The organism is Faecalibacterium sp. OF04-11AC, from assembly GCF_003460645.1.
Lineage (GTDB): Bacteria > Bacillota > Clostridia > Oscillospirales > Ruminococcaceae > Faecalibacterium > Faecalibacterium prausnitzii_I.
On sequence record NZ_QTVP01000007.1, the window covers coordinates 55,979 to 82,184 of the forward strand.

Annotated in this window: 33 protein-coding genes and 1 pseudogene; 15 read left to right on the forward strand and 19 right to left on the reverse strand. The window is 51.4% G+C overall.

Translation table 11 applies throughout. The annotated features are described in order from the left end of the window. Positions 1-23 precede the first annotated feature (23 nt). From DXA70_RS05215 to DXA70_RS15330, 16 genes and pseudogenes are all read right to left on the reverse strand, one after another. Complete coding sequence (locus DXA70_RS05215; protein WP_005946381.1) at positions 24-1,067, reverse strand: ribonucleotide-diphosphate reductase subunit beta; 1,044 nt, start codon at positions 1,065-1,067, stop codon at positions 24-26. Between the two features lie 10 nt (positions 1,068-1,077). Beyond that, a pseudogene (locus DXA70_RS05220) lies at positions 1,078-3,593 on the reverse strand (ribonucleoside-diphosphate reductase subunit alpha). A 165-nt stretch (positions 3,594-3,758) separates the two neighbouring features. After that, positions 3,759-4,970 (reverse strand): FprA family A-type flavoprotein, encoded by a 1,212-nt coding sequence (locus tag DXA70_RS05225; RefSeq protein WP_005946385.1) that lies wholly within the window; start codon positions 4,968-4,970, stop codon positions 3,759-3,761. Between the two features lies 1 nt (position 4,971). Then, positions 4,972-6,906 (reverse strand): acyl-CoA dehydrogenase family protein, encoded by a 1,935-nt coding sequence (locus DXA70_RS05230; protein ID WP_128117808.1) that lies wholly within the window; start codon positions 6,904-6,906, stop codon positions 4,972-4,974. 22 nt (positions 6,907-6,928) lie between these two features. After that, positions 6,929-7,360 carry an Rrf2 family transcriptional regulator gene (locus tag DXA70_RS05235; protein WP_128117809.1) on the reverse strand — a complete coding sequence of 144 codons (432 nt, stop codon included), beginning with the start codon at positions 7,358-7,360 and terminating at the stop codon, positions 6,929-6,931. Between the two features lie 342 nt (positions 7,361-7,702). Beyond that, complete coding sequence (locus tag DXA70_RS05240) at positions 7,703-8,374, reverse strand: GTP pyrophosphokinase family protein (protein ID WP_097782393.1); 672 nt, start codon at positions 8,372-8,374, stop codon at positions 7,703-7,705. Further along, positions 8,371-10,065 carry an FAD-dependent oxidoreductase gene (locus DXA70_RS05245; protein ID WP_128117810.1) on the reverse strand — a complete coding sequence of 565 codons (1,695 nt, stop codon included), beginning with the start codon at positions 10,063-10,065 and terminating at the stop codon, positions 8,371-8,373. The genes DXA70_RS05240 and DXA70_RS05245 overlap by 4 nt, the downstream gene beginning before the upstream one ends. Further along, on the reverse strand, positions 10,062-10,382 hold the full coding sequence (gene trxA, locus DXA70_RS05250; RefSeq protein WP_097771463.1) for a thioredoxin: 321 nt from the start codon (positions 10,380-10,382) through the stop codon (positions 10,062-10,064). The genes DXA70_RS05245 and trxA overlap by 4 nt, the downstream gene beginning before the upstream one ends. 28 nt (positions 10,383-10,410) lie before the next feature. After that, positions 10,411-10,986, reverse strand: a complete 576-nt coding sequence (locus DXA70_RS05255) for a 4Fe-4S binding protein (RefSeq protein ID WP_128117811.1) — start codon at positions 10,984-10,986, stop codon at positions 10,411-10,413. Next, on the reverse strand, positions 10,983-11,186 hold the full coding sequence (locus DXA70_RS05260; protein WP_128117812.1) for a 4Fe-4S binding protein: 204 nt from the start codon (positions 11,184-11,186) through the stop codon (positions 10,983-10,985). Before DXA70_RS05260 ends, DXA70_RS05255 begins: the two co-directional genes overlap by 4 nt. 18 nt (positions 11,187-11,204) lie before the next feature. Further along, on the reverse strand, positions 11,205-11,444 hold the full coding sequence (locus tag DXA70_RS05265; RefSeq protein WP_347553500.1) for a ferredoxin-thioredoxin reductase catalytic domain-containing protein: 240 nt from the start codon (positions 11,442-11,444) through the stop codon (positions 11,205-11,207). Between the two features lie 81 nt (positions 11,445-11,525). Continuing rightward, a complete protein-coding gene (locus tag DXA70_RS05270) occupies positions 11,526-11,900 on the reverse strand; it encodes a desulfoferrodoxin family protein (protein WP_128117814.1) in 375 nt (124 codons plus the stop codon). Between the two features lie 21 nt (positions 11,901-11,921). Further along, positions 11,922-12,464 carry a rubrerythrin gene (rbr, locus tag DXA70_RS05275; RefSeq protein ID WP_112146309.1) on the reverse strand — a complete coding sequence of 181 codons (543 nt, stop codon included), beginning with the start codon at positions 12,462-12,464 and terminating at the stop codon, positions 11,922-11,924. Positions 12,465-12,543: 79 nt separating this feature from the next. Then, positions 12,544-13,272, reverse strand: coding sequence for a Crp/Fnr family transcriptional regulator (locus tag DXA70_RS05280; protein ID WP_227622987.1), 729 nt, complete (start codon positions 13,270-13,272; stop codon positions 12,544-12,546). Beyond that, on the reverse strand, positions 13,202-13,603 hold the full coding sequence (locus DXA70_RS15325; protein WP_347553493.1) for a NifB/NifX family molybdenum-iron cluster-binding protein: 402 nt from the start codon (positions 13,601-13,603) through the stop codon (positions 13,202-13,204). Before DXA70_RS15325 ends, DXA70_RS05280 begins: the two co-directional genes overlap by 71 nt. Before the next feature lie 84 nt (positions 13,604-13,687). After that, entirely contained in the window at positions 13,688-14,080 is a 393-nt protein-coding gene (locus DXA70_RS15330) for a DUF134 domain-containing protein (protein ID WP_347553494.1), read from the reverse strand. A 177-nt stretch (positions 14,081-14,257) separates the two neighbouring features. Here DXA70_RS15330 and DXA70_RS05290 point away from each other — a divergent pair, with 177 nt between their 5' ends. From DXA70_RS05290 to DXA70_RS05315, 5 genes are all read left to right on the forward strand, one after another. Continuing rightward, positions 14,258-14,464, forward strand: coding sequence for a DUF6219 family protein (locus DXA70_RS05290; protein ID WP_117949757.1), 207 nt, complete (start codon positions 14,258-14,260; stop codon positions 14,462-14,464). Positions 14,465-14,663: 199 nt separating this feature from the next. Next, positions 14,664-14,777, forward strand: coding sequence for a type I restriction enzyme endonuclease domain-containing protein (locus DXA70_RS14195; RefSeq protein ID WP_243001115.1), 114 nt, complete (start codon positions 14,664-14,666; stop codon positions 14,775-14,777). 163 nt (positions 14,778-14,940) lie between these two features. Then, positions 14,941-15,228, forward strand: coding sequence for a hypothetical protein (locus tag DXA70_RS05305; protein ID WP_117949755.1), 288 nt, complete (start codon positions 14,941-14,943; stop codon positions 15,226-15,228). Between the two features lie 13 nt (positions 15,229-15,241). Continuing rightward, the gene (locus tag DXA70_RS05310; protein ID WP_117949753.1) at positions 15,242-16,750 is read left to right on the forward strand and encodes a DNA methylase; all 1,509 of its coding nucleotides are present in this window, start codon (positions 15,242-15,244) and stop codon (positions 16,748-16,750) included. Then, a complete protein-coding gene (locus tag DXA70_RS05315) occupies positions 16,728-17,225 on the forward strand; it encodes a YolD-like family protein (RefSeq protein WP_117949751.1) in 498 nt (165 codons plus the stop codon). The genes DXA70_RS05310 and DXA70_RS05315 overlap by 23 nt, the downstream gene beginning before the upstream one ends. Positions 17,226-17,265: 40 nt before the next feature. Here the strand turns inward: DXA70_RS05315 and DXA70_RS05320 are convergent, their stop codons facing one another. Continuing rightward, positions 17,266-17,424, reverse strand: coding sequence for a hypothetical protein (locus DXA70_RS05320; RefSeq protein WP_243001117.1), 159 nt, complete (start codon positions 17,422-17,424; stop codon positions 17,266-17,268). Positions 17,425-17,472: 48 nt separating this feature from the next. Then, positions 17,473-17,808: a hypothetical protein gene (locus DXA70_RS05325; protein WP_117949747.1), complete on the reverse strand. Its 336-nt coding sequence runs from the start codon at positions 17,806-17,808 to the stop codon at positions 17,473-17,475. Positions 17,809-18,080: 272 nt separating this feature from the next. On the opposite strand from DXA70_RS05325, the gene DXA70_RS05330 reads away from it, so the two are divergent. From DXA70_RS05330 to DXA70_RS05370, 9 genes are all read left to right on the forward strand, one after another. Then, complete coding sequence (locus DXA70_RS05330) at positions 18,081-18,401, forward strand: helix-turn-helix transcriptional regulator (protein WP_158565134.1); 321 nt, start codon at positions 18,081-18,083, stop codon at positions 18,399-18,401. Between the two features lie 258 nt (positions 18,402-18,659). Then, entirely contained in the window at positions 18,660-18,965 is a 306-nt protein-coding gene (locus DXA70_RS05335; protein WP_117949743.1) for a helix-turn-helix transcriptional regulator, read from the forward strand. A 551-nt stretch (positions 18,966-19,516) separates the two neighbouring features. Beyond that, a complete protein-coding gene (locus DXA70_RS05340; RefSeq protein ID WP_117949741.1) occupies positions 19,517-19,762 on the forward strand; it encodes a hypothetical protein in 246 nt (81 codons plus the stop codon). Continuing rightward, entirely contained in the window at positions 19,740-20,768 is a 1,029-nt protein-coding gene (locus DXA70_RS05345) for a hypothetical protein (RefSeq protein WP_128117816.1), read from the forward strand. The genes DXA70_RS05340 and DXA70_RS05345 overlap by 23 nt, the downstream gene beginning before the upstream one ends. After that, on the forward strand, positions 20,761-21,531 hold the full coding sequence (locus DXA70_RS05350) for a DUF6551 family protein (protein WP_055190039.1): 771 nt from the start codon (positions 20,761-20,763) through the stop codon (positions 21,529-21,531). The genes DXA70_RS05345 and DXA70_RS05350 overlap by 8 nt, the downstream gene beginning before the upstream one ends. A 103-nt stretch (positions 21,532-21,634) precedes the next feature. Next, positions 21,635-21,994: a type II toxin-antitoxin system PemK/MazF family toxin gene (locus DXA70_RS05355; RefSeq protein WP_055190238.1), complete on the forward strand. Its 360-nt coding sequence runs from the start codon at positions 21,635-21,637 to the stop codon at positions 21,992-21,994. Positions 21,995-22,059: 65 nt separating this feature from the next. After that, positions 22,060-22,278, forward strand: coding sequence for a DUF6462 family protein (locus DXA70_RS05360; RefSeq protein ID WP_117949737.1), 219 nt, complete (start codon positions 22,060-22,062; stop codon positions 22,276-22,278). A 186-nt stretch (positions 22,279-22,464) separates the two neighbouring features. Further along, complete coding sequence (locus tag DXA70_RS05365; RefSeq protein ID WP_128117817.1) at positions 22,465-23,691, forward strand: tyrosine-type recombinase/integrase; 1,227 nt, start codon at positions 22,465-22,467, stop codon at positions 23,689-23,691. 586 nt (positions 23,692-24,277) lie between these two features. After that, positions 24,278-24,526 (forward strand): DUF6061 family protein, encoded by a 249-nt coding sequence (locus DXA70_RS05370; RefSeq protein WP_128117818.1) that lies wholly within the window; start codon positions 24,278-24,280, stop codon positions 24,524-24,526. A 98-nt stretch (positions 24,527-24,624) separates the two neighbouring features. On the opposite strand, the gene DXA70_RS05375 is transcribed toward DXA70_RS05370, so the two are convergent. Continuing rightward, complete coding sequence (locus DXA70_RS05375; RefSeq protein ID WP_128117819.1) at positions 24,625-24,969, reverse strand: helix-turn-helix domain-containing protein; 345 nt, start codon at positions 24,967-24,969, stop codon at positions 24,625-24,627. A gap of 249 nt (positions 24,970-25,218) precedes the next feature. Between DXA70_RS05375 and DXA70_RS05380 the strand changes: the two genes are divergently transcribed. Further along, positions 25,219-26,133 carry a nuclear transport factor 2 family protein gene (locus DXA70_RS05380; RefSeq protein ID WP_128117820.1) on the forward strand — a complete coding sequence of 305 codons (915 nt, stop codon included), beginning with the start codon at positions 25,219-25,221 and terminating at the stop codon, positions 26,131-26,133. Positions 26,134-26,206: the final 73 nt, after the last annotated feature.

Consider the following 26,206-nt stretch of genomic DNA (forward strand, 5'->3'; position numbering starts at 1 on the left):
CTATTCTGATGTCTTTGGTTTTTTTATAAATCGTCTATCAGTGCGGTGCTCTTGGCGTAGGCGGTACTGCGTGCCTCAAAGAAATCGGTCTTGACCATGTTGGCGTCGGCGTACTGGCTGACCCATTCCATGCTCTCCGGTTCGCTCTCAAAGCCTGGATACAATGCGGGATAGCCAAGGCTCGTCCAGCGGAGGTTGCCGAGATAGCGGATGTAATCGCTGATCATCTGCCGGTTCAGCCCCGGGATGTCGTCGCCGATCACATAATGCCCCCATGCAATCTCCTGCTCCACGCCCTCACGCATCATCTCGCGCAGCGCTTGTACGCTCTCGGCGGTGAACAACTCCGGCTGCTCCTTTTGCAGCTCCGTGATGATATTGCGGAACAGCCACAAGTGCGTGTTCTCATCGCGGTTTATGTAGCGAATCTCCTGCGCCGAGCCGGGCATCTTCCCGTTTCGGGAGAGATTGTAGAAGAACATAAAGCCGCTGTAAAAATAGATGCCCTCCAAAATATAGTTTGCCATCATCACGCGCAGCAGCGTGGGAGCGTCCTTCCGCTCCTGAAACTCGTTGTAGCAGTCCCCAATGAAGGTGTTGCGGCGCAGCAGATGCTCGTCCGTTTTCCATTGGTAGAGGATGTCATTGCGCTCCACGGGGGAACAGATGGTGTCGAGCATATAGCTGTAGCTCTGTGAGTGGACACACTCCTGAAACGCCTGAATGGACAGGCAGAGATTGACCTCGTTGGCGGTAATGTAGGCGCCGATATTAGGCAGGTTCGCTGTCTGAATGGAATCCAAAAAGACAAGAAAACTCAGAATTTTATCGTAGGCGCTGCGCTCGGCTGACAGCAGGCGGGGATAGTCCTTCACATCCTGTGAGAGATTGATCTCCTCAGGGATCCAAAAGTTGTTCATGGCCTGCCGGTACCAGTCGCTGACCCAAGCGTACTTCATATTGTTGAAGTCGTTGAGGTTTGTGGTATTGCCGCCGATCATGCGCCGCAGGCGCACATCGGGGTCGCCCTCCGGGTTAAAGAGGGGCTTTTTCTTCAGTTCCGTCATGCTATCCTCCTTATGACGAGCAGCTTTCGCAGGTCTCGACCTCAAGGGCCTTGCTGCGGACATAGTAAATGGTCTTGACGCCGGCCCTCCACGCCTCCAAATACAGTCTGAGCACCTGACGCATGGAATAGTCGTTGGTGATATAGAGATTCATGCTCTGCGCCTGGTCAATATGTCTCTGGCGAAGGCCCGCGGCGCGTACCGACCAGCTTTGGTCAATTAGATGCGCTGCCTTATAGTACCACCATGTGTCCATAGAAAGCTCCGGAGCAACGCGGGGCAGCATGCTGCCCTTTTTTTCCTCTAAAAAGAATTTCTTCATAATTGGATCTATGCCCGCCGACGTGCCGGAGAGGATAGATGTGCTGGAGGTCGGTGCGACCGCCAGCAGATAGGCGTTGCGCATTCCCTGCACCGCCACCGTTTTCGCAAGCGCCCGCCACTTTTCGGAGGTATAACCCCGCTTTTCAAAATACGCGCCCGTCTGCCAGTCGCTGCCCTCAAAGAGCGCGTAACGACCCTTTTCCCGTGCCAGAGCTGTGTCCGCCTTGACAGCGGCGTAGTTGATGAGCTCGAACACTGCGTCGGTGAAGGCAAGGTGCTCATCGCTCTCCCAGTGGATGCCGCGCTTTGCCAGCATGTGGTGGTAGCCGCTGACGCCCAGGCCGATGCTGCGGTACTTCTGATTGGTAAGCCGCGCGTATTCCAACGGGTAGAAGTTGAGGTCGATCACATTATCCAGTGCGCGGATGGCCGTTTCCACCGTGCGTTCCATATAGGCCTCGTCCTCCACCGGCAGATTACCGAGAGACAGACTCGCCAGATTGCAGACCACAAACTCACCTGGGCGTGTGGCCGTCACCACTATTGTGTCGCCGTTCTCCGTGTGCACCTCAGTGCTGATGTGCTCGATGGGTGCCATGTTCTGCGCGATCTCCGTACAGAGATTGGAGCAATAGATCATTCCCGTGTGGCCGTTTGGGTTCATATGATTTACACTGTCTCGATTGAAAGCGAAGGGCGTGCCGGTCTCCACTGCCGAGCGAAGCACCAGCCGCACGATGTCCTTGACGGTGACGCTGCGCTTTTCGATGCGCGGGTCATTGACGCAGTCAGATACCGCTTCTCCCATTCTGTACCCCAGTAATCCTCCAGTGCGTAGCCCTTGACCGTGAGGATCTCATGCGGACACATGAGATGCCACGGCGCGTCTATGTTCTCCTCCGCCAGTCGCCAGAAGAGATCCGGATAGCACACGGCGGGAAACACATCATGTGCCTTCATGCGGTCGTCGCCGTTGTTGGTGCGCAGTTGAAGGAATTCCGGCAGATCCCGGTGCCATGCGTCTAAGTAAACCGCCACAGCGCCCTGCCGCATCCCCAACTGATCCACCGCCACGGCGGTGTCGTTGACCAGCCGGATCCAGCGGATAACACCGCCCGCCGCCCCTTGAAAGCCGCGGATGGTGCTGCCTGCAGCGCGCACCTTACCGAAGTACATCCCCATTCCACCGCCGAATTTAGAGACCTTTGCGAAGTTGTCCAGCGAGCGGTAGATACCGTCCAGACTGTCCGGCACAGTGTCCACAAAGCAGCTTGAAAGCTGATGGTAGGGCTTTCGTGCGTTGGACATGGTAGGTGTCGCCATCGTGACCTCCATACGGCTGAGCATATCGTAAAAGCGTTTTACCCACCCCATGCGGTCAGAGCCTTCGTTCATAGCAAGATGCAGCGCGATACCCAAAAACATCTCCTGCGGTGTTTCCAGCGGCACGCGGCTGCGTGACTGGATCACATAGCGTTTGAGCAGCAGGTCAAGGCCGGAGTAGGTGAACAGCTCGTCCCGTTCCGGGCAGAGAAAGTCCTCCGCCATGGCAATCTCCTCGTGGGTATAGTGGGCAAGGATATAGTCACCGTAGAGTCCCTTATCCGTCAGATAGCGAAGCTTGCCATAGAGGTCGCAGACGCCGCGCCCCTCCCATTCCTGTGCGTTGCGACAGCGAAAGGAGTGGTTCAGAAGCCGCGCCGCGATGAACTCCCACTTGGGTGCCTCTGCCGTAGTCAGCTCTACCGCCGCCTTGGTCAGTGCCTCAGCCCGCTCATCCTCCGTCATGCCCAGGCGACAGAAACTCTCAAACTTCATTTGAAGCGCCGCGAGGGAGTAGACTTCCTCGGTAAAATCCATCTGGATGCGGCGCAGCACCTCGTCAAGCGAGTCATCCCCCACCGTCCGCGCGATGGTATGCCGGACACGGCGCAGCGCAGACCGCTTTTCGCGGTAGAGGATGTACGCCTTGGCCACCTCATAGTGTCCGCGCTCCATGAGCGTTCGCTCCACCTCGTCCTGCACACGTTCTACGGTGAGCGGCACTGTGACGGAGAGATTGTTGAGAACGGTGGCGAGGATCTCATCCATCTCTCTGCTCCCGATCTCCTTGCCCTGTCCGTCAAACGCCTTTTTCATGGCGTTGAAAATTTTCTCCTGTTGAAAGGGAACAGACTCCCCGTTTCGTTTTCTGATCTCCATTTCGATCCTCTCATCTTCTCCGGTCACTTCTCATGTCCTTTTGGGCAAAGAGCGGGCAAGCGCAGTATCACGCTTGCCCGCTCTGTTTTTGAAAGCCGGTTTTTCTGCCGCCGACGCGGTGGGGCTGTTTGTTGTCTGTTGTCTTGGTTTTGGCTTTCCTGCCAGTTACTTCATAGATTCCAGAATGGCGTCCGCCAGTGCTTCCAGCTCAGTGCGCTTGTCCGTGCCCATGGACGAGGCGAGGCTGAGCCGCTCGTTGAGCACCGTCATGTTCTTAAGCTCATTGTTGACGAATTTCTGCATGAGGTCACCGGACTTCACCGCCCATGAGCCGTTTTCAATGATGGCAAAGGTGCGGTTTTGCAGATTCAGTGCCTTCATATCCATGAGGAAGTCATGCATGGCAGGGTAGATGCCGAGGTTGTAGGTCACAGAGGCCAGGACAATGTGACTGTACTTAAACGCCTCGGAGATCAGCTGGGAGACATGAGTGGAGGACACATCGTACATCGCCACCTTGCTCATGCCCTTATCGCAGAGCGACGTCGCCAGCGCCTGCGCCGCGTTCTCCGTGTTGCCGTACATAGAGGCGTAGACGATGAGCACGCCCTGGGTCTCAGGGGCATAGCGGCTCCATGTGTCGTACTTTTCAATGAACCAGCCCAGATCCTTGCGCCACACGGGGCCGTGGAGCGGGCAGATGTACTTGATCTGATCCAAAACGCCGCCGGCCTTTTTCAGCAGGAGCTGGATGTGGGGGCCGTACTTGCCCACGATGTTGGTAAGGTAGCGACGGGCGTCGTCCAGCCAGTCCCGCTCGAAGTCCACCTCGTCGGCGAACAGCTTGCCGTCCAGCGCGCCAAAGGTGCCGAAGGCGTCGGCGGAAAAGAGGACGCCGTCGGTGACGTCGAGGGTCACCATGGCCTCCGGCCAGTGAACCATAGGCGCGCCCACAAAGGTGACGGTGTGCTTGCCGAAGGAGAAGGTGTCGCCCTCCTTCACCTCGATGCACTCATGTCCGTCCACATGGAAGCCGAACTGCCGCATGAGCATGAATGCCTTCTCGTTGGAGATCAATTTCACCTTGGGATGGCGCAGCAGGATCTCCTCGATGCAGGCGGCGTGATCCGGCTCCAGATGGTTGACCAGCAGGTAGTCCAGCTCGCGGCCATCCAGCACATACGCCAGATTTTCCAAAAGCTGGCGGCAGGCAGACCAGTCCACCGTGTCAAAGAGCACCGTCTTTTCATCCAGCAGGCAGTAGGCGTTGTAGCTTACGCCCCGGGGAATGGGAAAGCAGTTTTCAAACAGGGCCAGGCGATGATCGTTGGCGCCCACCCAGTAGAGGTCGTTCGTTACTTTACGCACGCAATACATCTTATCTTGCCTCCTTCACGGCCTCAAGCTTTACAAATTGATCCTTCGTCTCCGCGCACTCGGGACACACCCACTCGGCGGGAAGCTGCTCAAAGAGCGTACCGGGCGCGATCTCGCCGTCCTCGTCGCCCAACTCCGGCACATACTCGTAGCCGCAGCCGCTGCAGACGTAGCGGTCGCCGATGGGGGCGGGCTTCGGCGGCGTGGGCCGCTTCATCTTTACCATGGGCGGCGCGGGCAGCTTTTCGCCGCTATCCAGCGCGGCAGTGAGCAGGGGCAGGATCTCCTCCACATCGCCCACGATGCCGTAGTCGCAGTTCTTGAAGATAGGCGCGTTACCGTTCTTATTGATGGCCACGATGGTGGAGGCGTCCTTGATGCCCTTAAGGTGCTGGGATGCGCCGGAGATGCCGCAGGCGATGTACAGATTGCCGGTGAACTTCTGACCGGACATACCCACATAGCGGTTCAGCGGCAGATATTTGAGAGTCTCCGCCACAGGGCGGGAAGAACCGATGGCCGCGCCGGCGGCCTTGGCCAGCGACTCTACCAGTTTCATGTTCTTTTTCTCCCCGATGCCCTTGCCCGCGGAGACCACCCGCTCCGCCTGCGGGATGGGCGTATCCATAGGGATGCCCACGGAGAAGTCGTGACCATCCTTCTTCAGCGCCGCCACAAGGTCGGCCACCTGCTGGGCAGCATCCCCCTCCCGGAAGATGGTCTTTTTGCGAATGCCGGTGATGGGCGCGGGTTTCTTGGCCGCCGAACGGCTCTCGCCGCCGGAGCTCTTGCCCAGCTTGCCCAACAGATGAGAGGCGATGACCACCCGCTGGATCTCATTAGTGCCCTCGTAGAGGGTGGTGATCTTGGCGTCGCGGTAGGCCCGTTCCACCTCCATGCCCTTGAGGTAGCCGCTGCCGCCGTGGATCTGCAAGGCATCGTTGGTGACCTCCAGCGCGATGTCCGAGGCGTACATCTTCGCCATGGCGGACTCCATGCCGTAAGGCGCGTGCTGCTCCTTCAGCTCCGCCGCGGAGTAGATGAGGAACCGGGCGCAGCGCAGCTTGGTTGCCATATCCGCCAGCTTGAAGGCGATGCTCTGCTGGGCCGCGATGGGCTTGCCGAACTGGACGCGCTCCTTGGAATAGCTCAACGCGTGCTCAAACGCGCCCTGGGCGATGCCCAGCGCCTGCGCGGCGATGCCGATGCGTCCGCCGTCCAGTGTGGACATGGCAATCTTGAAGCCCTCGCCCTCCTTGCCCAATAGGTTTTCCTTGGGAACCTTCACGTTGTTGAAGATCAGCTCCGCCGTGGAAGAGGAGCGAATACCCATCTTGTCATAGTGGTCGCCGAACTCAAAGCCCTTCCAGCCCTTCTCCACGATGAAAGCGGAGATGCCCCGGGTGCCGATGTCCGGCGTGGTGACGGCGAAAACCACATAGGTGTCCGCCTTAGGGGCGTTGGTAATGAAGATCTTGCCGCCGTTGAGGAGGTAGTAGTCCCCCTTATCCAGCGCCGTGGTCTCCGTGCCGCCGGCGTCAGATCCGGCGTTGGTCTCCGTAAGGCCGAAGGCGCCGATCTTCTCGCCCTTGGCCAGCGGAACCAGATATTTCTTCTTCTGCTCCTCGGTGCCATAGGCGAAAATGGGCCACGAGCCGAGGGAGACGTGGGCGGAGAGGATTACGCCCGTGCCACCGTCCACACGGGCCAGCTCCTCCACCGCGATGGCGTAGCTCAGGGCATCAAGACCGGCACCGCCGTACTCCTTGGGGTAGGGAATGCCCATCCAGCCCAGCTTGCCCAGCTTCTTGACAGCCTCATCGGGAAACTCGTTGTTCTGATCCATTAAAAATGCGAGGGGCTTGATCTCCTCCTCCGCAAAACTCCGGATCTTCGCGCGCAGCTCTTCGTGCGCCGCCGTGGTTTGAAACAGCATACGGGTACCTCCTCTTAAAATTTTACAGCTCACTTGTATCTTGGGGATCGAATCCGCCGGTCAGCAGCCTGCGCAGGCTCACGGCACGGAACGCCTCGTCCTGCTTTTGCTGCAAGGCCGCCAGCTGACAGTGGATGGCGCACCGCCCATGCTTGTCATGCCAGCGGCATTCATATCCCGGCTCCATGCAGGCGCACAGGATGCCCCGCTCCCCCACGACCCCCATGAGATCGTAGAGGGAGGTCGCGTCCAGATCGCAGGACAGCTCGCAGCCGCCGAGAGCGCCGCGGCTCACCCGCACCAAATTGCCGGCGGAGAGCTTGCGCAGAATCTGGTAGGCAAACTGATTGGGAATCAATTCCGTTTCCGACATCTCGGCCACCGAATGCTTCTCCCCGTCCAGCAGCACCCGCAAAATGCGCAGCGCGTAGTCCGTCTCTTTGGTGATGATCATGCTCCACATCCTCTTTTCGCTTGCTTGTTAATACTATCATATCAATCTTGATAAATTTTGTCAAGATTATTTCAAAAAAAATATTGCTTTCATACAGACCGCCCCAGCCCGGGTCAGCTTCGCTTTCCATTCAGCGAAAAGCCATGTTCCTTACAATTATAGAAGCCGAAAAAGCTGTGCCGTGGCAGTCCGCCGAAAGCAGAAAAGACTATGCCTGAAAACCAGAAAGCGGAGAAATTGGTTGGGGCTCGCAGGGGTCGCCCATCCAAGGCGGATGAGGCGGTCCCTGGCAAGTCCAAGGCAAGCACCAAAGTGCGTGCTTTTCATTTTATATCCAGCGCACTATGTTAAGATGTGCAGTAGATGTTCCATTTTTCTGTCCCATTCTCTGCTGGAATCGGCGCACTCTTTCAATTCAGTTTCGACTTCAGCATTTATCGGCAAGTTTTTCTTGTAGCGGATGGTATGCTCAAGGCTTGCCCAGAAGTCCATAGCGATTGTACGGAGTTGTATCTCCACTGGCACATGGATCTCTTTTTCCGCAAAGAATACCGGCAGCCGGATCGTCAGGTGCAGACTGCGATAGCCATTTGGCTTAGGGTGTGAAATATAATCTTTCTCCGTGATGATTTCAATGTCAGACTGATCTTTTAAGCACTTTGCCAAAAAGAACACATCCTCCTCGAAAGAGCAGATCACCCGCACACCGGCAATATCCATGATATTTGCCTGCATGGTCGGAAAATCCAGAGAAAGTCCGCGCTTCTGCATCTTATTCATAATGCTGGACGGCGACTTCAAGCGACTTTTCATACTTTCTATCGGATTGCGATCATGCTGCAATGAAAACTCTTCGTTTAGAATTTCCAACCTGCTTTCCAGTGCTTTCAGCGCACATCGGTATTGCAGCATGACTTCCTGATACCTGCGATTTTCGCTTAAAAGGCGCTGGCACTGCAGATCATCTAAGCCTTTATCTGCCGCAACCGTCAAGCCAAATAAATTCTCACTCATAGCTTCTCCATTCCGCAGGGATAGACGCTCCGCGCTGTCTGCCGCTCCTGTGTTACGACCTGATAAAAACTGTATCCGCCGGAGAGATGGGAACAGGTGAAACCGTACTGCGTCAAAAGTCGGCAGGCCAGATAACTGCGAAGCCCTGTCTGGCAATTCACATAAACAGGCTTACCCCGGTCTAACTCGTCCAAATGCTCCCGCAGATCGTCCAGTGGAATATTGCGGAATCCATTCAAGTGCCCACGCCGATATTCGCCTTCTGTACGGACATCCAGCAGTGTCGCATTGCCATCGCAAGGCAAGTCCTCAACCTCATTCCAATGGAACTGCCGTACTTTCCCGCTCTCCAAATCCTCGATCATAAAACCGGCCATATTGACCGGATCCTTGGCAGAGGAATAGGGCGGCGCATAGGAAAGGTCAAGTTCCGTCAGTTCCAAAGCTTTCATTTTTGCGCGAATGGCCGTTGCCAGTACATCAATACGCTTGTCCACGCCCCCGCCGCCAACGATCTGCGCACCCAGCAGCCGCAGGCTTTCCTTTTCATACAGTACCTTCATTGCCATAGACTGTGCGCCGGGGTAATAGGCAGCGTGGGATGCCGGGAAAAGCACGACTTTGTCGTAAGCGATTCCTGCTGCCTGCGCCGCTTTTTCATTGATCCCCGTGGAGGCCGCTGTCAAGCCGAACAGTTTCAGAACAGACGAGCCCTGAGAGCCGTGAAAGTGGCTATTGCCGCCACAGATATTGTCAGCGGCAATGCGTCCCTGCTTGTTGGCGGGTCCCGCCAGCGAAATCAACGCTTTCTGCCCGGTTACAAAATGGGTGACCTCTACGGCATCGCCCACAGCATAGATGTCCGGCACGGAGGTTTCCATCCGTTCGTTGACAGCGATGCTGCCACGAATACCAAGCTCAAGACCGACATCTTTTGCTAAATGCGTATCCGGGGTAACACCGATGGCCAGCAAAACCATATCCGAATGCAGCGGCTCACTACCCTCCAGCAGGGTCAGCACGGAATCTCCGTCCTGTCGAAATCCGGTGACGGTTTCACCCAACCGCAGAGTCACGCCGTGTCTGCGCATTTCCGCATGGACAAAGCTCGCCATGTCCGCATCCAGTGGTGCTAATAGCTGATTAGGTCGCTGAACGATGGTGACAGAAACGCCCATTTCTGTAAGGTTTTCCGCCATTTCCAGACCGATAAAGCCGCCGCCAGCCAAAACAGCGCTTTTCGGCTTCTGATCCTCTACAAAGTGCCTAATGCGGAGGGTATCCTCCACGGTGCGCAGCGTGAAAACACGCTCACTGCTGACGCCGGAAAGCGCAGGAACCGTCGGCTTTGCGCCGGGTGAGAGGAGCAGTTTGTCATAGGTTTCTGTGTAGACCTTTCCACTATCCAATACGTGAACGGTGACGGTTTTCTCTGTGGGATTGATCACAGTTACTTCCTGCCGTACCCGCACATCAATGCGAAAGCGGTCCCAGAAGCTCTCCGGAGTTTGCAGTGTCAGTTCTTCTTGCTCCTTGATCACACCGCCCACATAATACGGCAGACCGCAGTTGGCATAGGACACATAGCCGCTGCGCTCGATCATGATGATCTGGGCGTGTTCATCCAAACGGCGGATGCGGGCAGCGGCAGAAGCACCGCCCGCCACACCGCCTACGATCACAACTTTCATCTTGCGCCCTCCACCATTGCGGCAATCTCCGACTTAGGCCGATAGCCGACCAATTTGGTAATGGCCTTTCCATCCTTGAATACGGCCAGCATCGGGATGCTGGATACCTGAAAACGCATCGCCAGCTCCATCTGCTCGTCCACATTGACCTTGCCCACCTTGAGCGTACCGCTTTTTTCTTCGGCAAGCTCATGCAGTACGGGAGAGAGCATTTTGCACGGTCCGCACCAGTCCGCATAGAAATCCAGCAGGACGGGCTTGTCGGAATGCAGTACCTCATTTTCAAAATTCGCAGCAGTAATTTTCAGTTCAGCCATGAGAAAGGCTCCGTTCTGTTATCTTTGTTTATTCTTTGTTTTTCAGCTTGCAAATACCCTGCGTCATGGTTCCCATCGGACAAAACGCACACCATGTGCGGGGCTTGTAGAGCACCATAACGATCAGACCCAGCAGCAGAGAGGTCAGCATGAGGCTATAAAAGCCAAAGCTGAACTGCGCCATCCAATCAGCGACTGTACCGGCTGTATAAGTCCAGCCCCATGGCACACGGAATGTCCAGAACAGCTTAATGGCCTCCCGCAGGGACGTAGCACCAGCAGCGACCAGATAGGTCTGGAACACCATGTTGCCGAACATCGTCAGGAAAAAGAGCAAAAAGGCATAACGGAACCACTTGGAGGACATCCAGCGGGGCGTGGGCTTGCAGCGGGAGCATTTAAGGTCTGTCCCCAGCTTGCTGAACAGTTGACCCCGTCCGCAGAGGCGGTTGCAAAAGAATTTGTTCCCGCCAAAGATGGCTAAAAGCAGCGGCAGAAGAAAATCGATCATACCCAGCCACGCGAACAGGATATTGAAAAAGCCCAGTGCAAAATAGATGATGGCATATACCCACAGGTAATCGTACCAATGCTTTGCTTTCATGCGTTAGCCCTCACTTTCACCTCAATGCATCCGACGGGACAGAGCTTTGCGCACTTGCCGCAGCCTACGCAGCGTTCCGCCTCCACGGCGGCGTAGCAGCCACGGCGCACCTTGACGGCCCCCAGTGGACAGGTATTTTCACACACACCACAGGCGACACACCGCGTCTTATCTATGGCAGCCAGTTTCTTTGACAGCATAGCTTTCCTCCCTTAATCCTACAAGGATTTGTAATAGAGCATACAGTGGCAGACCCCCTCGAAGCGCGGATCTGCAATTGGATTCTTGAACTCCTGGCACATACATTTGGTTGCCTCTGTGCGCTCCCTGCGGCAGGGGCAGTACCCGCCGGTGCGCTTGAGTCCTTTTCTGATGGTGCTGACAATCTCCTGATCGGGATTGAGATTGATTTTCATGTTCGCCAGCTCTTTCTTGATTGTGGCTTTATCATACCGCAGGACAAAGTCCTTTTCTGTGACGAGGTTACATTGATAAAAAAAATCCGGTGCTTTTTGAGCACCGGATTTTAAGAAGGTGAATTACGCTTTCCACAGACTGTGGAGGTTGCAGTAGGCGTAGACCGCCTCGACCTCATCGCCCTCGCAGAGAGCGAAGCAGACCTCCGGCTTTTCGCCGGGATGCAGTTCCTTACGCTGATTGCCCTGCTTGGTCTGGAGAGATACCCATTCGATGTAGTGCTCCGGCAGCATGGGGTGCTCTACGGAGCCGACCTTGACATGGACGATGCCGTTTTCCACCGTCCAGACAGGAACGTGCTTCTCCACGGCGGCGTCGGTGGTGCCGGGAACGATCTCGCTCATCGGCTCGCCGCAGCAGACGACAGGGACGCCTACGTCCTTAACTTTGGCAATGATGTTGCCACAATGCTTGCAAATGTAAAACTTCTGATCCATGATAATTCTCCTTTTCTTTCTTTAATAGTTTTCTGCGTGAATTTCAAAATAGCTCTGGGGATGATTGCAAGCAGGGCAAACCTCCGGAGCTTTCTCACCGATCACAATGTGACCGCAGTTGCGGCACTCCCATACCTTGACCTCACTCTTGGCAAAGACCTCTGCCATCTCCACATTGTGCAACAGGGCACGGTAGCGCTCCTCATGGTGCTTTTCAATGGCGGCTACCAGGCGGAAACGCTGGGCCAGCTCATGAAAGCCTTCCTCATCGGCAGTTTTGGCAAAGCCATCGTACATATCCGTCCACTCGTAGTTCTCACCCTCAGCGGCGGAGAGAAGGTTTTCTGCGGTGTCGCCAATACCGTTCAGTTCCTTGAACCACAGCTTGGCGTGTTCCTTCTCATTATCAGCGGTTTTGAGGAACAGTGCCGCGATCTGCTCAAAACCTTCCTTCTTGGCCTTGGATGCAAAATAGGTGTACTTGTTGCGTGCCTCGGACTCACCGGCAAAGGCAGCCATCAGGTTTTTTTCGGTTTGAGTTCCTGCGTATTTCGTTTCTCTCATGGTGGATACTCCTTCCTGCTTTTCTGCTTTTATTGTAGCAAATCTATGATTTTATTCCGTGACGAAGTCACATTCCTTTTTATTTTAGACGATTTAATCTGTTCTTATCCCGCAGCGTGATTGCACCACGCTTCAGCTCCACCAGTCCGTCCTCCGAGAAGCTTTTGAGCATCCGTGCCACTGCCTCCCGTGCCGAGCTGATGTGCTGGGCGATCTGCTCATGGGTCATACGTATCGTGTCGGAGCCGGTACGTTCCGCTTCGGCAAAGAGAAATTCTGCCAGCCGCTGATCCAGCCCCTTGAACATGATCTGCTGCATCGCCCACATCACATCAGAAAACCGTTTCGTTGCCAGTTCATAGAGAAAACAGCGGACATGGAGATTTTTCTCCTTGAGTGCAGCAATGACATTTGCAGGGATAATCAGAACGTCCGTATCCATTCCGGCAGTCATTTGCGTATCAAAGGTGATCTGACTGATCACGCAGGAGGCGGAAAGCACGCATAGTTCGCCCGGATACAGGCGGAACAGCGTTACCTCCCGCCCCTCATCAGAGAGAAGATAGGTGCGAATCTCGCCGGAAAGAATAAACAGCATTCCGAGACATTCATTGTCGCTGCTGTGAACGAACGCACCCTTTTTATAATGACGGACAAAGGCACTTCGGCGTAGTGTGTCCATTTCGCGTTCGGTCAAGGATGACCAGAACGGAAGTTGTGTCAGTGTGCGTTCCATATCAATGGCAGCTATGCTTGCCGCAGCCGTGGTCACCGCAGGAGTGACCAGCCTCGCCGTGCTCATGGTCATGGTGGTCACAGTGAACATTGGGATCGTAGCCCAGATTTCCGTTGAGCAATGCGCTCACCGCGGCATCAGCGTCCCCGCTGACACCGCCGTAGAGCTTGATGCCCGCTTCGGCCAGAGCTGCCTGCGCACCGCCGCCGATGCCTCCGCAAATCAAAGTGTCCACGCCGTTCTGCATCAGGAAGCCTGCCAGTGCGCCGTGCCCGCTGCCGTTGGTGTCAACGACTTTCGCATGAGTGATTTTGCCGTCCACAGCTTCATAAAGCTTGAACTGCTCGGTGTGACCGAAATGCTGAAAGATTTGACCGTTTTCATAGGTAACTGCAATTTTCATAATGGAATCTCCTTTGCAAGTTTTGCCTAATTTTTCCATGTTGGTTCTCTGCATCCGGCAGCAACGGCCGCAGTGAGCTGCCTCCTATCCTCCGCAAATGCGGTAGTTTCCCCCGGTGATGTGCAGCGGTTTCCCGTGGACAAGACACGCTGCGATCTTGCGCCGTGCGCCTTCGTAAATCTCCTGCACGGTAGAGCGTGAAATGTCCATCTGCGCGGCACACTGCTCGTGGGTTTGCTGCTCCAAGTCAACCAGCCGAATGACCTCGTATTCGTCCAGCGTCAGCAAGATCGGCTCGGTATTCTCGCACCCGTTGGGACAGAATGTATCGACCTGTGATACGCCACAAATTTGACGGCACCGTGGCGGTCTTGGCATGGGAGCTTTCTTCCCTTTGTATTCGGTATATTCCGATTGTAGCACTTTGAGCAGAAAAAAGCAATTTTTTTCAAAAGCTGCTACATTTTCCGTCCTCATATGTGTGCCGGCTGATATTCGGAGTCGAATGCTACATGTGAGCCTTGTTCGTAATGCCCACCGATCATGACCGTAGTGGCAGTCACAGCATCCACATGAAAGCGTTCCCGGTAATGCTTGCATTTTCGTAAAAAAACGTTATAATTGAATCAGTTAAATCAAAGGAGGCATCAAATCATGAAATCACATAAATACTGGGCCTTAGGCGCACTTTTCTGTATGTTGGGATGCATTTATTCTGGAATCAAAAAATCTATGACTGCGCATAAATACTTTGCCTATTCTTCATTGATTTGTATGGGCATGTCCATTTATTCCGGTAACAAACTGGTTTCTCCAAAGAAGAAAAAAATCACTAAATCAAATAATAGTGAGAATAGTTAAACAAAAAAATTCCTTTCTTTATCTTTATTCTCCTTGCCCTGCGGGACCAGTATGATTTTGAATACGGAACCGATAAAGAGGTTGACGGTGTGCTGTCATCAACGACAAGTGCAAGGCTCTGGCGCAAAAGGTCAAAGAGATTATCGACACCAAATCTTAGTTTGCTGACTGGCTGAACAATCAGAACGTCCGCAATCAGTTGAAGCTGGAGATCAAGATCTGCCTTGTAAAAAACGGCTATCCTCCACAGTACAGCCCCGAAGTTTTCAAAAAGGTCATGGAGCAGGTCGAGAACTTTGAGGAGAACAATTAAATCATCCATAAAGAAAAAAATACAGCTATATTCAGGCTTCACACTGAAATATAGCTGTATTTTTTTTCATCGCTATCAATTGTTGTGCTTTCTCTTGAAAACAGCGTAAAGATTTATTATAATAAGATAAATAGTTGTGGACTTTGCAAAGGAGCTGTGAAGAATGAATCGAAACTGCCATCGCAAAACAGAAAAAGTGTATGTTAAGGTCACTTCTGATTTTGATGCAACAGGTTATATGCAGCCCCGACAAATTACATGGGGTGATGGGCGAACCTATCCCATCGAACAGGTACGAGATTTTCGCCCTGCAAATACCATTGCCGATCTACCCGGCGATTGCTATACTGTAATGGTAAAAGGTCAAGAAAAGTATTTGTTCTTTGAACGCAGCGACCCACGATTTCCATCCCGGTTTGGAAGATGGTTCGTGGAGGTGGAATCCAAATAAAGGAGTGTAGAAGATGGCTGCAAAGCGCACTTATCTGGCGATCGATCTCAAAAGTTTCTATGCGTCCGTGGAATGCGTTGACCGCCATCTTGATCCTCTGATCACTAATCTGGTGGTGGCTGACGCATCCCGGACGGAGAAAACAATCTGCCTTGCAGTATCACCCTCACTGAAAACCTATAAGATACCCGGACGTGCAAGGCTTTTTGAAGCCGTGCAGCGTGTCAAAGAAGTCAATGCGCAGCGACTGCAAAACGCTATCCGGCACCAAAAGGCCGTGCATGGTGAGGACGGTAAATATCATTTTGCGAGTTTGTCCTTTGATGCAAATGCGCTGAATGCTGACCCATCGCTGGGCTTGAGCTACATAATTGCGCCGCCCCGGATGCAGCGTTATCTGGACGTTTCCACCCAAATTTACAAAGTTTATCTTAAATATGTGTCTCCGCAGGACATTTACCCGTATTCCATTGATGAAGTCTTTATCGATGCCACCGGGTATCTTCAGCTTTATAAAATGACCGCACACGAACTGGCCATGACGATGGTGCGGGAGGTGCTGTACATTACGGGTATTACAGCCACCGCTGGAATCGGCACCAACTTATATCTTGCAAAGCTGGCAATGGATATTGTGGCAAAACATATTCCGGCAGATAAGGACGGTGTTCGCATCGCAGAGCTGGATGAGCAATCATATCGCTATCTGCTGTGGAATCATCGGCCTTTAACAGATTTTTGGATGACAGGCCCCGGAACGGTAAAAAAGCTGGAAGCGCATGGTATCTACACGATGGGCGATCTTGCCCGGTTTTCGGTTCATGGTGAGGACAGGCTTTATGAGATTTTCGGTGTGGATGCAGAACTGCTTATCGACCACGCATGGGGTTATGAACCTTGTGGCATGGCGCAGATAAAAAGTTACAAGCCCAGCACCAACAGCATTTCCGAGGGACAGGTGCTATCCTGCCCCTATCCAAACGATAAAGCCAAACTCATTGTCCGAGAAATGGCCGAAACGCTGATGTTCCGGCTGACGGAGAAAAAGCTGGTCACAGAATCGCTGACGCTGGAAGTCGGATATGACCGGGAAAATGTAGATAACGGCGGCTATCGCGGTCAGACCCAGACTGACCGCTACGGCAGGACGATACCAAAGGCCGCACATGGCACAATCCGTTTTGATGTTCCTACCAACCTTGGAAGCACCATCATTACCGAAAGCGTAAAGCTGTTCGAGCGTATTTCTGATCCTGTACTGACTGTGCGCCGCCTTACGCTCAACGCCAATAAAGTTTCGCCAGACGAGGGCATATATCAGGTAGACTTCTTCACGGACACAAAGAAGCAGGAAAAGGAGAAGAAGCTCCAGCAGGCCATGCTTGGTATCAAAACAAAGTACGGAAAAAATGCAGTCTTAAAGGCCAGCAGCTATACGGATGGTGCTACAATGCGCCAGCGAAATGAACAGATCGGCGGACACCGGGCAGGAGGTCACGATGGAAAACTACAAAACAAGTAAAGTTGGGATGGAAACGGCCCGAAAGTATGCCGACATTATTGATATGGAGCGTCCTCAAAACGAAGAATCCTTGCGCAAGCACCCTCGAATGACGCTTCAGAACCGGGCCAAAATCTTTTCTCCGTTTGCAGCCCTGCGTGGCTATGATGACCAGCTTGCAGAGGAAAAGCAGCGATCAGAACGGGTCACCAAGAAAATTCTTACAGAAGAAGAAATGGCGGACCTATCGGATAAGCTGATGCAGGTCACAAAAGGCATGACTATTACAATACAATATTTTAATGAAGATACCGCTTACCCGGAAACTCCTGCGGTTGGCAATTATGTCACCGTAACGGGAAAGGTAGATGCCATTGACCCGGTTTTCCGTACTATGCAGCTCAATGGTGCTGTGATTGCTTTTGAAAATCTACTGGACATCAAAGGTGATGGCATCGTGGAAATTGATAAATACCTTGGGATTTCCGAGGAATGAATGCAACAAGGCACCAGCCGTTTCCGACTGGTGGCCTTGCTTACTTATTGCGTATCACTGGAAGCTGCTTGACCTTACTTCCAACCTCTTTCCGTTCCAGCGCAAACACCATATCCGGGGTGCGTTCAAAGAAGCCAATATCGCGCCGCCAGCTTGTGCCGCATTTGCAATGGAACAGACCGATGAACTGCTGCTTCATTTTGCGCCCACAGTTCGGGCAGATTCGTTTGCTAGCTCCCATAGACCATCATTGAAGTTTGGCAATGATTTCTTCAGCAGTTACACCACTTGCAAGCAGTCTCTTTAGAACATCTTCAGCTGCTGCTTTTTTAGCTTCTTCTGCTGCCTTTGCTTCTTCTGCTGCTTTTTTTGTTTCGGCTTTTGCCAGTTCTTTACTTGCGGTTTTTAATTCAGCTTTTTTCCGCTTTAGCTGTTCCTTTAGTGTGCCAATATTTTCGGACAGTCCTTCGATTTCTGATTCAATTTGTTTCTTGGCGGCTGCTTTTTCTTCAACAATTGCAGCATAGTCAACAGCAGCCTTTTTGGAATGCACAGTATTCTTGCTCCCTTTAGTTCTCGCCATATTTATACCTCCCATTTTGTTGGAATTAAGCTAATATAAGTATATTCCAAATATTTTGAATTGCAACACATTTATTCATTTCAACCCCCAAATGATACGTGATCCATGAAATTTTTGGGATACGATCCGAACGATGTGTTTTCTCCTTTCTACCATCACCTTCATTAAAGCCCGAAAGTCGTACATTGAGTACGATTAAAAGGATTATAATTTTTTGTTGACTAATGTATAATGAGCGCAAGTTGCAAAAAGAAGGGCTAGGTGAATGGCTGGTGAAGAACGTATTGGATACGATTACGTCCTATCGTGAAGCGCGGAACTGGTCTATCTATGATTTGGCTAGCGAAGCTGGAATCAAACCAACCACCATATCATCATGGTATCGCAAAAACATCATGCCTACCTTGCCGACCCTTGAAAAACTTTGTGATGCGTTCAACGTTTCAGTATCTGAATTTTTCTCAGTGGTTGAATCTGCTGAGCGTGAACCTATCGTACTTACACATGAGCAGGCCACCATGCTTGAAAAATGGTCTGCTTTACGGCCTGAACAGCGTGATTTAATCGTACAGTTGATTGATACCATGCTGTAAGCAGGATTTGGTTTTCGTATCATAAATAGCAATAGGGAGTGATCCCTTTTACTATCGTGGGAGATACACAATGTATTTCTCATGCTCCGCCCACATTGCCATAATCGACAACGAAAGGACGAAGAAACATGAAAAAGAGATTGATTGAGTACAAACCTAGTCCCGGCGGTCAAGTATGCCGCCGCCGAATGTCTGCTTGTTCTCCGGCCCTGTGGTGTGGCGATTGGCTGCGCTGCTCTGTGGTCGGAGGGCTGGCATATGTACTTTGATTCTTATGCCACAGGCAAGCGAATTCAGCAATTGCGTAAAGCAAATGGAATGACACAGGAGCAGTTTGCTATCGAGTTAAACACTAGCGACCGCCATATCCGTAGAATAGAGCGAGGGGAAGAAACGCCATCAATTGACCTTTATGTTGAAATGGTGGCAACTTTCAATACTTCACTTGATTATTTGTTATTGGGAAAGGCTCCATCGGAGCGTGAAGAACAACTGAAGAGACAGCTTTATGCTAAATTACATCGCATTGCTCGTAACTTAGATGAAATAGCGAGGGACTTGTAATGCGATTGCCCTCCCGGACGGATGACTTGTAATAGTCTCCGTCCGGGAGGGCTTTTTCTATGAAAAAATTCATTTTTCGCTTTTTGAGAGTCGTAAATTTAATTTTATCGTATCAACGATTTATTTTTCTCAAAACCGGACATAGTAGGTCCGGTTTTTGAGTGGAAAACCGGACCAGTTACGTCCTAAAAAAGCGTTCAGTTTTCAGGTACACTATGGTCACAGCAAGGGCACCACCCCAAAACGAGGGAAAAGCCCGGAGTTGTAAGCCGTACCTTGAAAACTGAATATCATTCCCTTGGACAGAATAATGAGACTTCCGTAATTCGCGGCCCGGCCATAAAGAAGGCGGGGTGGCCGAGAGGCCAATGAAAGCGGCTGGTGCAAATCCCCGCTTACCGAGGTGTATTCCAAATCCACCGGGCGTTGAGGACAAATAGGGTGGAACACTTAACTAAGACTCCAAAGCCCACTACCGGAATTCTTTTGAATCAAGGCGGTGGGCTTTTTACATACCGAATATTCACACCAACGATACGGAGGTAATGATTATGAGCCGTAATTTTTCTCGCAAGCCAGATGAATCGACCCTGACCACCCTCTGCCCCCGCTGCCTGAATGCATTCCGCAATGCGCGCGGTATCCGCGTCCGCCGTGCAGACCCCTACCAGCTCACCAGAGAACCTTGCACCTACTGCCAGACCAATTTTGGCTATGACTATTACATTCAGCCTACCAGCCCTAAAGCCACTTATTTTAAGAAAGGACGGTTCGATGATGAAATTGACTGCGCTTAAAGTTGACCCGGAGTTTCAGGGCAAGATTCCACCACTCACTTTTGAGGAGCTGGAACAACTTGAGAAAAACATCGTCAATGATGGCAAGGTTATCAATCCTATCATCGTCTGGAATAGGCTGATTGTTGACGGTCATAACCGATACGCTATTCTCCAGAAGCATCCTGACATTCCGTATACCGTCCATGAGAAGGAATTTGCAGATCGCTTTGAAGTAATCATCTGGATTTGTAAAAACCAGCTTGGGCGGCGCAACCTCTCGCCGGAACAGAAAAATTATCTATTAGGAAAGCAGTATGAAGCCGAAAAAGTCGCCCATGGCGGTGATCGCAAAAGTGCAGATGCAAAATCAAGTTATCATAATGATAACTTGATCAGCGGAGAAAAAACATGTGATCGAATTGCAAAAGAAAATGGGGTCAACAGAATTACGGTCATTCGTGCTGAAAAGTTTGCAAACTGCGTAGACGAAGCGGAGAAAATCTCACCCGGAAGCCGTCAGAAAATTCTGTCAGGTACAGTAAAAGGCACGGCCAAAGACATTATGTCGCTTGCCCGAACCCCTCCTGAAGAACGCTCTGCACTTGTCGAGAAAATCTGTATGCCAAAGGAACCAAAGAAGTTCACCAATAAATCTTCATCCACTACAAAAAAGAAAAAAGTGAAAAAGAAACAGCCCGATGCTGTGGAAGGACTATCATGCAGTGTAGAAACGATACCTGCTGTCATAGAGGAGCCGCCTAAACCTCAAAAAGCATTGACCGAACTGCAAACCATCCGTGTCTTGTCTAATAAGATGGAATCCGTTGAGCAGGTGGCCGATGCAGAAGGAATGCTCAGTGAGGTGGAATCGGCAGCGGATGCAATGATCTATCGTCTGGACGTCTGCTTTGAACATTATCCAGAGTTCCTTAAAAATCCGAACATTCGTCAAAAGGTCGTTGAACTTTTGCAGAAAGCAAAAGAGTATATCGTTAAACTGGAAGGAGAATTTGCCTATGATTAAACTCGTTCATCACGAAATGGTCATCAACAGTAAGTTTCTGGAAGTTCCTCGTAGCTACTACCAGCGGCATCTCAACGCCAGCCGCGTCAAGCGCATCGCTGCTGAATTTGACGAGCGCATTGCCAACGCACCCAAGGTCAGTTATCGTGACGGTCACTACTATGTCTTTGATGGTCAGCACACCATCGCTGCCCGCAAGCTGCTGAACAACAATTCTGATCTCAACATCGTCTGCAAGGTGTACTCTGGCTTGACCGAACAGGAAGAAGCCCTGCTGTTTGCACAGCAGACGGGTATCTCGGCACCGCTTACGGCAGGTGCAAAGCTGCGCGCCAAAATTCATGGCGGCGACCCGGAAGCCATCGCATTTCAGAGTGCTACCCAGCGTGCTGGATTTGGCCTGAGCTTCAATCAGAGCCATGCAAAATGGAAAATCGCTTGCATCGCTACGGCCTTTGGTGAGTATCGGCAGCATGGCGAACGCATTTATACGGAGGCTCTCCGTGTTCTGGCCGAAGCATGGGAAGGCGACATTGATTCGCTTCGATCCGAGGTACTGCAAGGCGTTGTCCGTTTCATCGCTCTGTACGATCACGAATACGACCCGGTGCGGTTAATTCGTCAGCTCAAGCGTACAAGCCCCGTGACAATCTATCGCAGCGGTCAGGCCATGAGCGGACCGAACTATCAAAAGTATATGCATCAGATACTGAAAGCCTACAACGGCTCCAGCCGTACCAAGAGCCTTCCCATTAAACAGTAAAACGCTTCATGCTCATGGCAGTTTTCCTTTCTCACTGCAAAGACCGTCCGGGAGAACGGTCTTTGCCTACATAGCGAAAAGGGGGTTGACCGCTATCGTTTATGTGACTAAGAATTTTGGCTTTCGACGTGGCGAGATTTATTTTGCTGACCTTGATCCACATTACGGCTCAGAGCAAGGTGGAAAGCGTCCTGTCATCATTATTCAAAATGATGTTGGAAACAAGTTCGCTCCGACTGTAATTGTAGCTGCTGTGACCTCACGTATTTCCAAAAAGCCTAATCAGCCAACGCACGTTCTTATTGACAAAAACCCCGCTTTCAGCCGACCATCTGTCGTGCTGTTGGAACAGATTTTCACGATAGATAAAGAACGTATCAACAATTTCATGGGGCTGACAAGCGAATGGGAAATGAAGCAAATTGAGGAAGCTCTTCTGAAAAGTCTTGGAATAAACAAATAGGATAGCCGCTTTCGATAAGTACGAATTGGAGATGAAAAGAACAGAAACTGAAAAGAGGTAGATATATGGCATTTGCACGAACCGAAGTCAGAGAGCTGGAGCCTATGGTAAAGGCTGGCAAGAAAAAATTCGTCCGCTATCAAGAAGGTGCCGAGCTGTACTCAATGGGACTGCATACATTTGAGGAACTTGCTAAAGAAGCCGGTGCGATTTACAAAATCCGGCGCGTTGTCCTTGTGAATCTGGAAATCTTTGAAGAATATTTGGATACCTTTAGAATGTGAAACAGCATACTCCGCTCTTCGGAGTATTACATATTGGAGAACCACTCAATAAAATTACTTTTGCGGCATCGTTGCAGGACAGGAGCAACTTGTGTATCCTTAAAGCAGGACGGACGTAACGTACTACATAGACCGTCATCAGGATATGACTGTTCTCCTTAAATCGAATTTTACGAGGTGAGAAGAATGGCAACAAGAAAAGATTCTCGTGGTTACTCCCTGAAGAAGGGTGAATCGCAGCGAAAGGATGGCCGTTATGTGTTCCGCTACACTACGCTCCGTGGCGAACACAGATCGGTATATGCAAAGGAGTTGAGCGAACTTAGAAAAAAGGAAGTAAAAATCCGCAGAGCAATCGAGGATGGCCTTGACCCTGATCGTGCCGAGCGTATCACGCTGAACGAACTGTTTGACGAATACATTTCTCAAAAGTATGATCTGAAGCAGTCCACCATGACGAACTATAAATATATGTATAACCATTATGTTCGGGATGGTTTTGGAAAACTTCGTATCAGCAAAATCAAGTACAGCGATATTAAGAAATTCTATTACTCACTGATTTTAGAAAAAGGATTCAAGCCCAACAGTATGGAAATCATACATACACTTTTGCATCCAACCTTTACAATGGCTGTCCGCGATGGACTGCTGCGCTTGAATCCCACGGAGGGCGTTATGGCTGAAATTAAGAAGAGCCACTGCTGGGAAAAGACAAAGCGTCATGCTCTGACTGTTGCCGAACAGCGTGCGTTTACCAATTACATCGCCAATAGCGAAGAGTATCGCGGATGGTTCCCGTTGTTTACCGTAATGCTTGGTACTGGCTGTCGCATTGGCGAGGTGTTAGGTCTGCGGTGGCAGGATGTTGATTTCAAGAACCGCACGATCAGCATCAACCACAATCTTGTTTATCGTGTGCAGGAAGATGGCACTTGCACCAACCATGTAAACTCGCCCAAAACGAAAGCTGGCATCCGCATTATTCCAATGATTGATGAAGTGTTCGATGCCTTTCTGGAAGAATACCAGTATCAAAAGGTCATTGGTTTCTGCACCGATGAAATTGATGGGTACTCCGGCTTTGTTTTCTGCACTGGCGAAGGAAAGGTTTATCTCCCCAATGCCATCAACCGCACTATCCGCTCGATTTGTGCAGACTATAATAAGGAAGAAGAATCCAAGGCGAAGGAAGAAAATCGTGACCCGGTTCTTCTGCCAAAGTTTAGCTGCCATATCCTGCGGCACACATTCTGCACTCGATTCTGCGAGAACGAAACCAACCTGAAGGTCATTCAGGAAATCATGGGTCATGCGGATATTTCCACCACAATGGATGTATACGCAGAAGCAACCCAAGAGAAAAAGAAAGAATCCATGACCTCTCTGCAAAGCGCATTGCTTGTGCGGTAAGGCATAGATTCAAAATAACAGAAATGTTCCTCTCTGCTGGACAAAGAAGCACATCTCGTTTATAATGGATTAACAGAGAACAACAGCGGTTATCGCGGTTTCCGTCAGGCTCCGTCAAAAAAGGGCTGTGACCAAAACTGTACACAACTTTCGTGGACGCTGTTGGAGCTTGTTGGAGGGTTCATTGAAAAGAGGGTTTACTTCGTGGACGTTGTTGGAGTCTGACGGACGATAACAGAGCCAGTTCTTGCCACATCCCCACGATGAAGCCGATTGAGCAGTAAATTTCCAATTTGCAACCAATAAAGCCTGAAACTTCTTGATGCTACGAGAAGTTTCAGGCTTTTTGTTTGCGATAATTTCCAGCGATTTTCACGTCATACGCCAATTTTACGCCAAACGATGTATGATTTTGTGCAGAGCAAAAAGAGCGTTGTTCTAGTTTTGGTGTAAGAATCGGGCGTGTGGTGGATGGATGTAGAACTATAAAGGGCTGCATCAGAAAGTGGATTTATGTATTTGCAAACGGACAGCCGGAACTTTTCACCGAAAGAGAAGCAAATGTGAAAAACATGGAGGATATCTTATGAACAAACTGCTTTCCTGCCGCTACAATATGGACACCAACCGGGTAGAAGCCCGGTTCGCAAACGGCTCTGCTGTTGCCATCGACTGCAGCGCCATCGAGGACGAGTACGGCAACACCCCGGCACAGCGGTCAGAGCTGGACTGGCTGCGGTACAACAAACCTCTGGAATACACACAGCTTGTGCTGAGTGGGGAGATTGAGCACTATCTGTCACTGGGATGTGAGCATGGCAGACCAAAAGATTAAGTCTAATGAACCAAACAACTGCTGATCCGTATTGCTTTTGATACGGGTCAGCAGTTGTTTCTGTTTTATGCATATCACAACTGCGCAAGCAAATACGCTTATTCCGCCTTCCCTTCCAGCCTGCTTTTATACCCTTCGCCCCATGCCCACATGGCATCCAGAACCGGTTTCAAACTATATCCCAATTCCGTCAGAGTATATTCCACCCGGGATGGCACTTCAGCGTAGACCTTCCGGGTCAGCAACCCGCTTTCCTCCATCTGCCGCAGCTGAGCGGTCAAAACCTTCTGGGTCACATGACCGATGGACTTTTTCAGTTCTCCAAAACGCTTTGTGCCCGGCATCAAATCCCGGAGGATCAGCACCTTCCATTTATCGCTGATGAGGGTCAGGGTGGTCTCTACCGGACAGGCCGGGAGTTCTTTGAGGATTTCCTTTTCCATAATTACCTCCAAGGGAATTTCAAGTGATCATCGTGCCAAATGCACGGATACCACAAACCGCTTTATGGCATCATTATAGCTTTCAACCGCAAAAAAAGCAAGCAGCATCGCAATGGTATCTTTCCGGTAACTACACCACAATATTGTGCGTACTTCCACAATCGACACAGGCGTGGTATCATGCAATCACAGGGACGAAAGTTCCAAAGAAATCAACACCTCATCGCAATATCTAAAGGAGAACCCATTATGAAAAAGTTGATTGCAAGTGCCGCCTCTCTCACCCTCGCTGCCACGATTCTGGCTGGTTCGGCCAGTGCAGCCTCCCCGCTGGACTTCCTGAAGGAATTCAGCTGGAAGAATCTGTTCTGCCAGTCCCAGCAGGCCGAGCAGAGCCAGACCGAAAAGGCACTGGCTCTCATCAACACCTTTGCAACGGGCGACACCAAGACCGCCCGCAGCCTACTGGCAGACGGTTACATCCAGCACAATCTGGCTTATGGCACGGGTGCTGACGCTTTCGTTGGCTCGGTGGAGTATCTGGCTTCGGCTCCGGTCAAGACCACGGTGCAGAACATCCGTGTATTTGAGGATGGCGACAAGGTTTTCCTTCAGACCATCTACAATTTTGCCGGTGCTGGTGAGCAGGTGGCTTTCGACATCTTCCGCTTTGATGAAAACGGCAAGATCGCCGAGCACTGGGACAACCTCGCTTCTCTGACCGCCGCCAATCCTTCCGGTCATACCCAGACGGATGGCACCATGGAGGTGACCGATCTGGACAAGACCGAGGAGAACTGGGAACTGGTGAACAACTTCCTGTACGATGTCATGCAGGGACACAACCTCGACAAGATGGCCGATTACTTTGACGGTGACAACTACATTCAGCACAGCTCCAACATTGCGGATGGCGTTTCCGGTCTGACGGACGCTCTGGGTGCCCTTGCAAAGCAGAACATCCAGATGGTCTACACCACCACCCATCAAGTGCTGGCCGAGGGCAACTATGTGCTGGCTGTCAGCGAGGGCACCTATGGCGATGTTCCCACCGCTTACTATGACCTGTGGCGTGTGGAGAACGGCAAGATTGCCGAGCATTGGGATGTGATGGAGACCATCGCAGACCAGTCCACTTGGCAAAATCAGAACGGCAAGTTCTGATGGTTACCGGCAGGTAACGATGCCACAATCTTGTGCGTACTTCTCAAACCGCACAAAGCGCATTACAATAAAG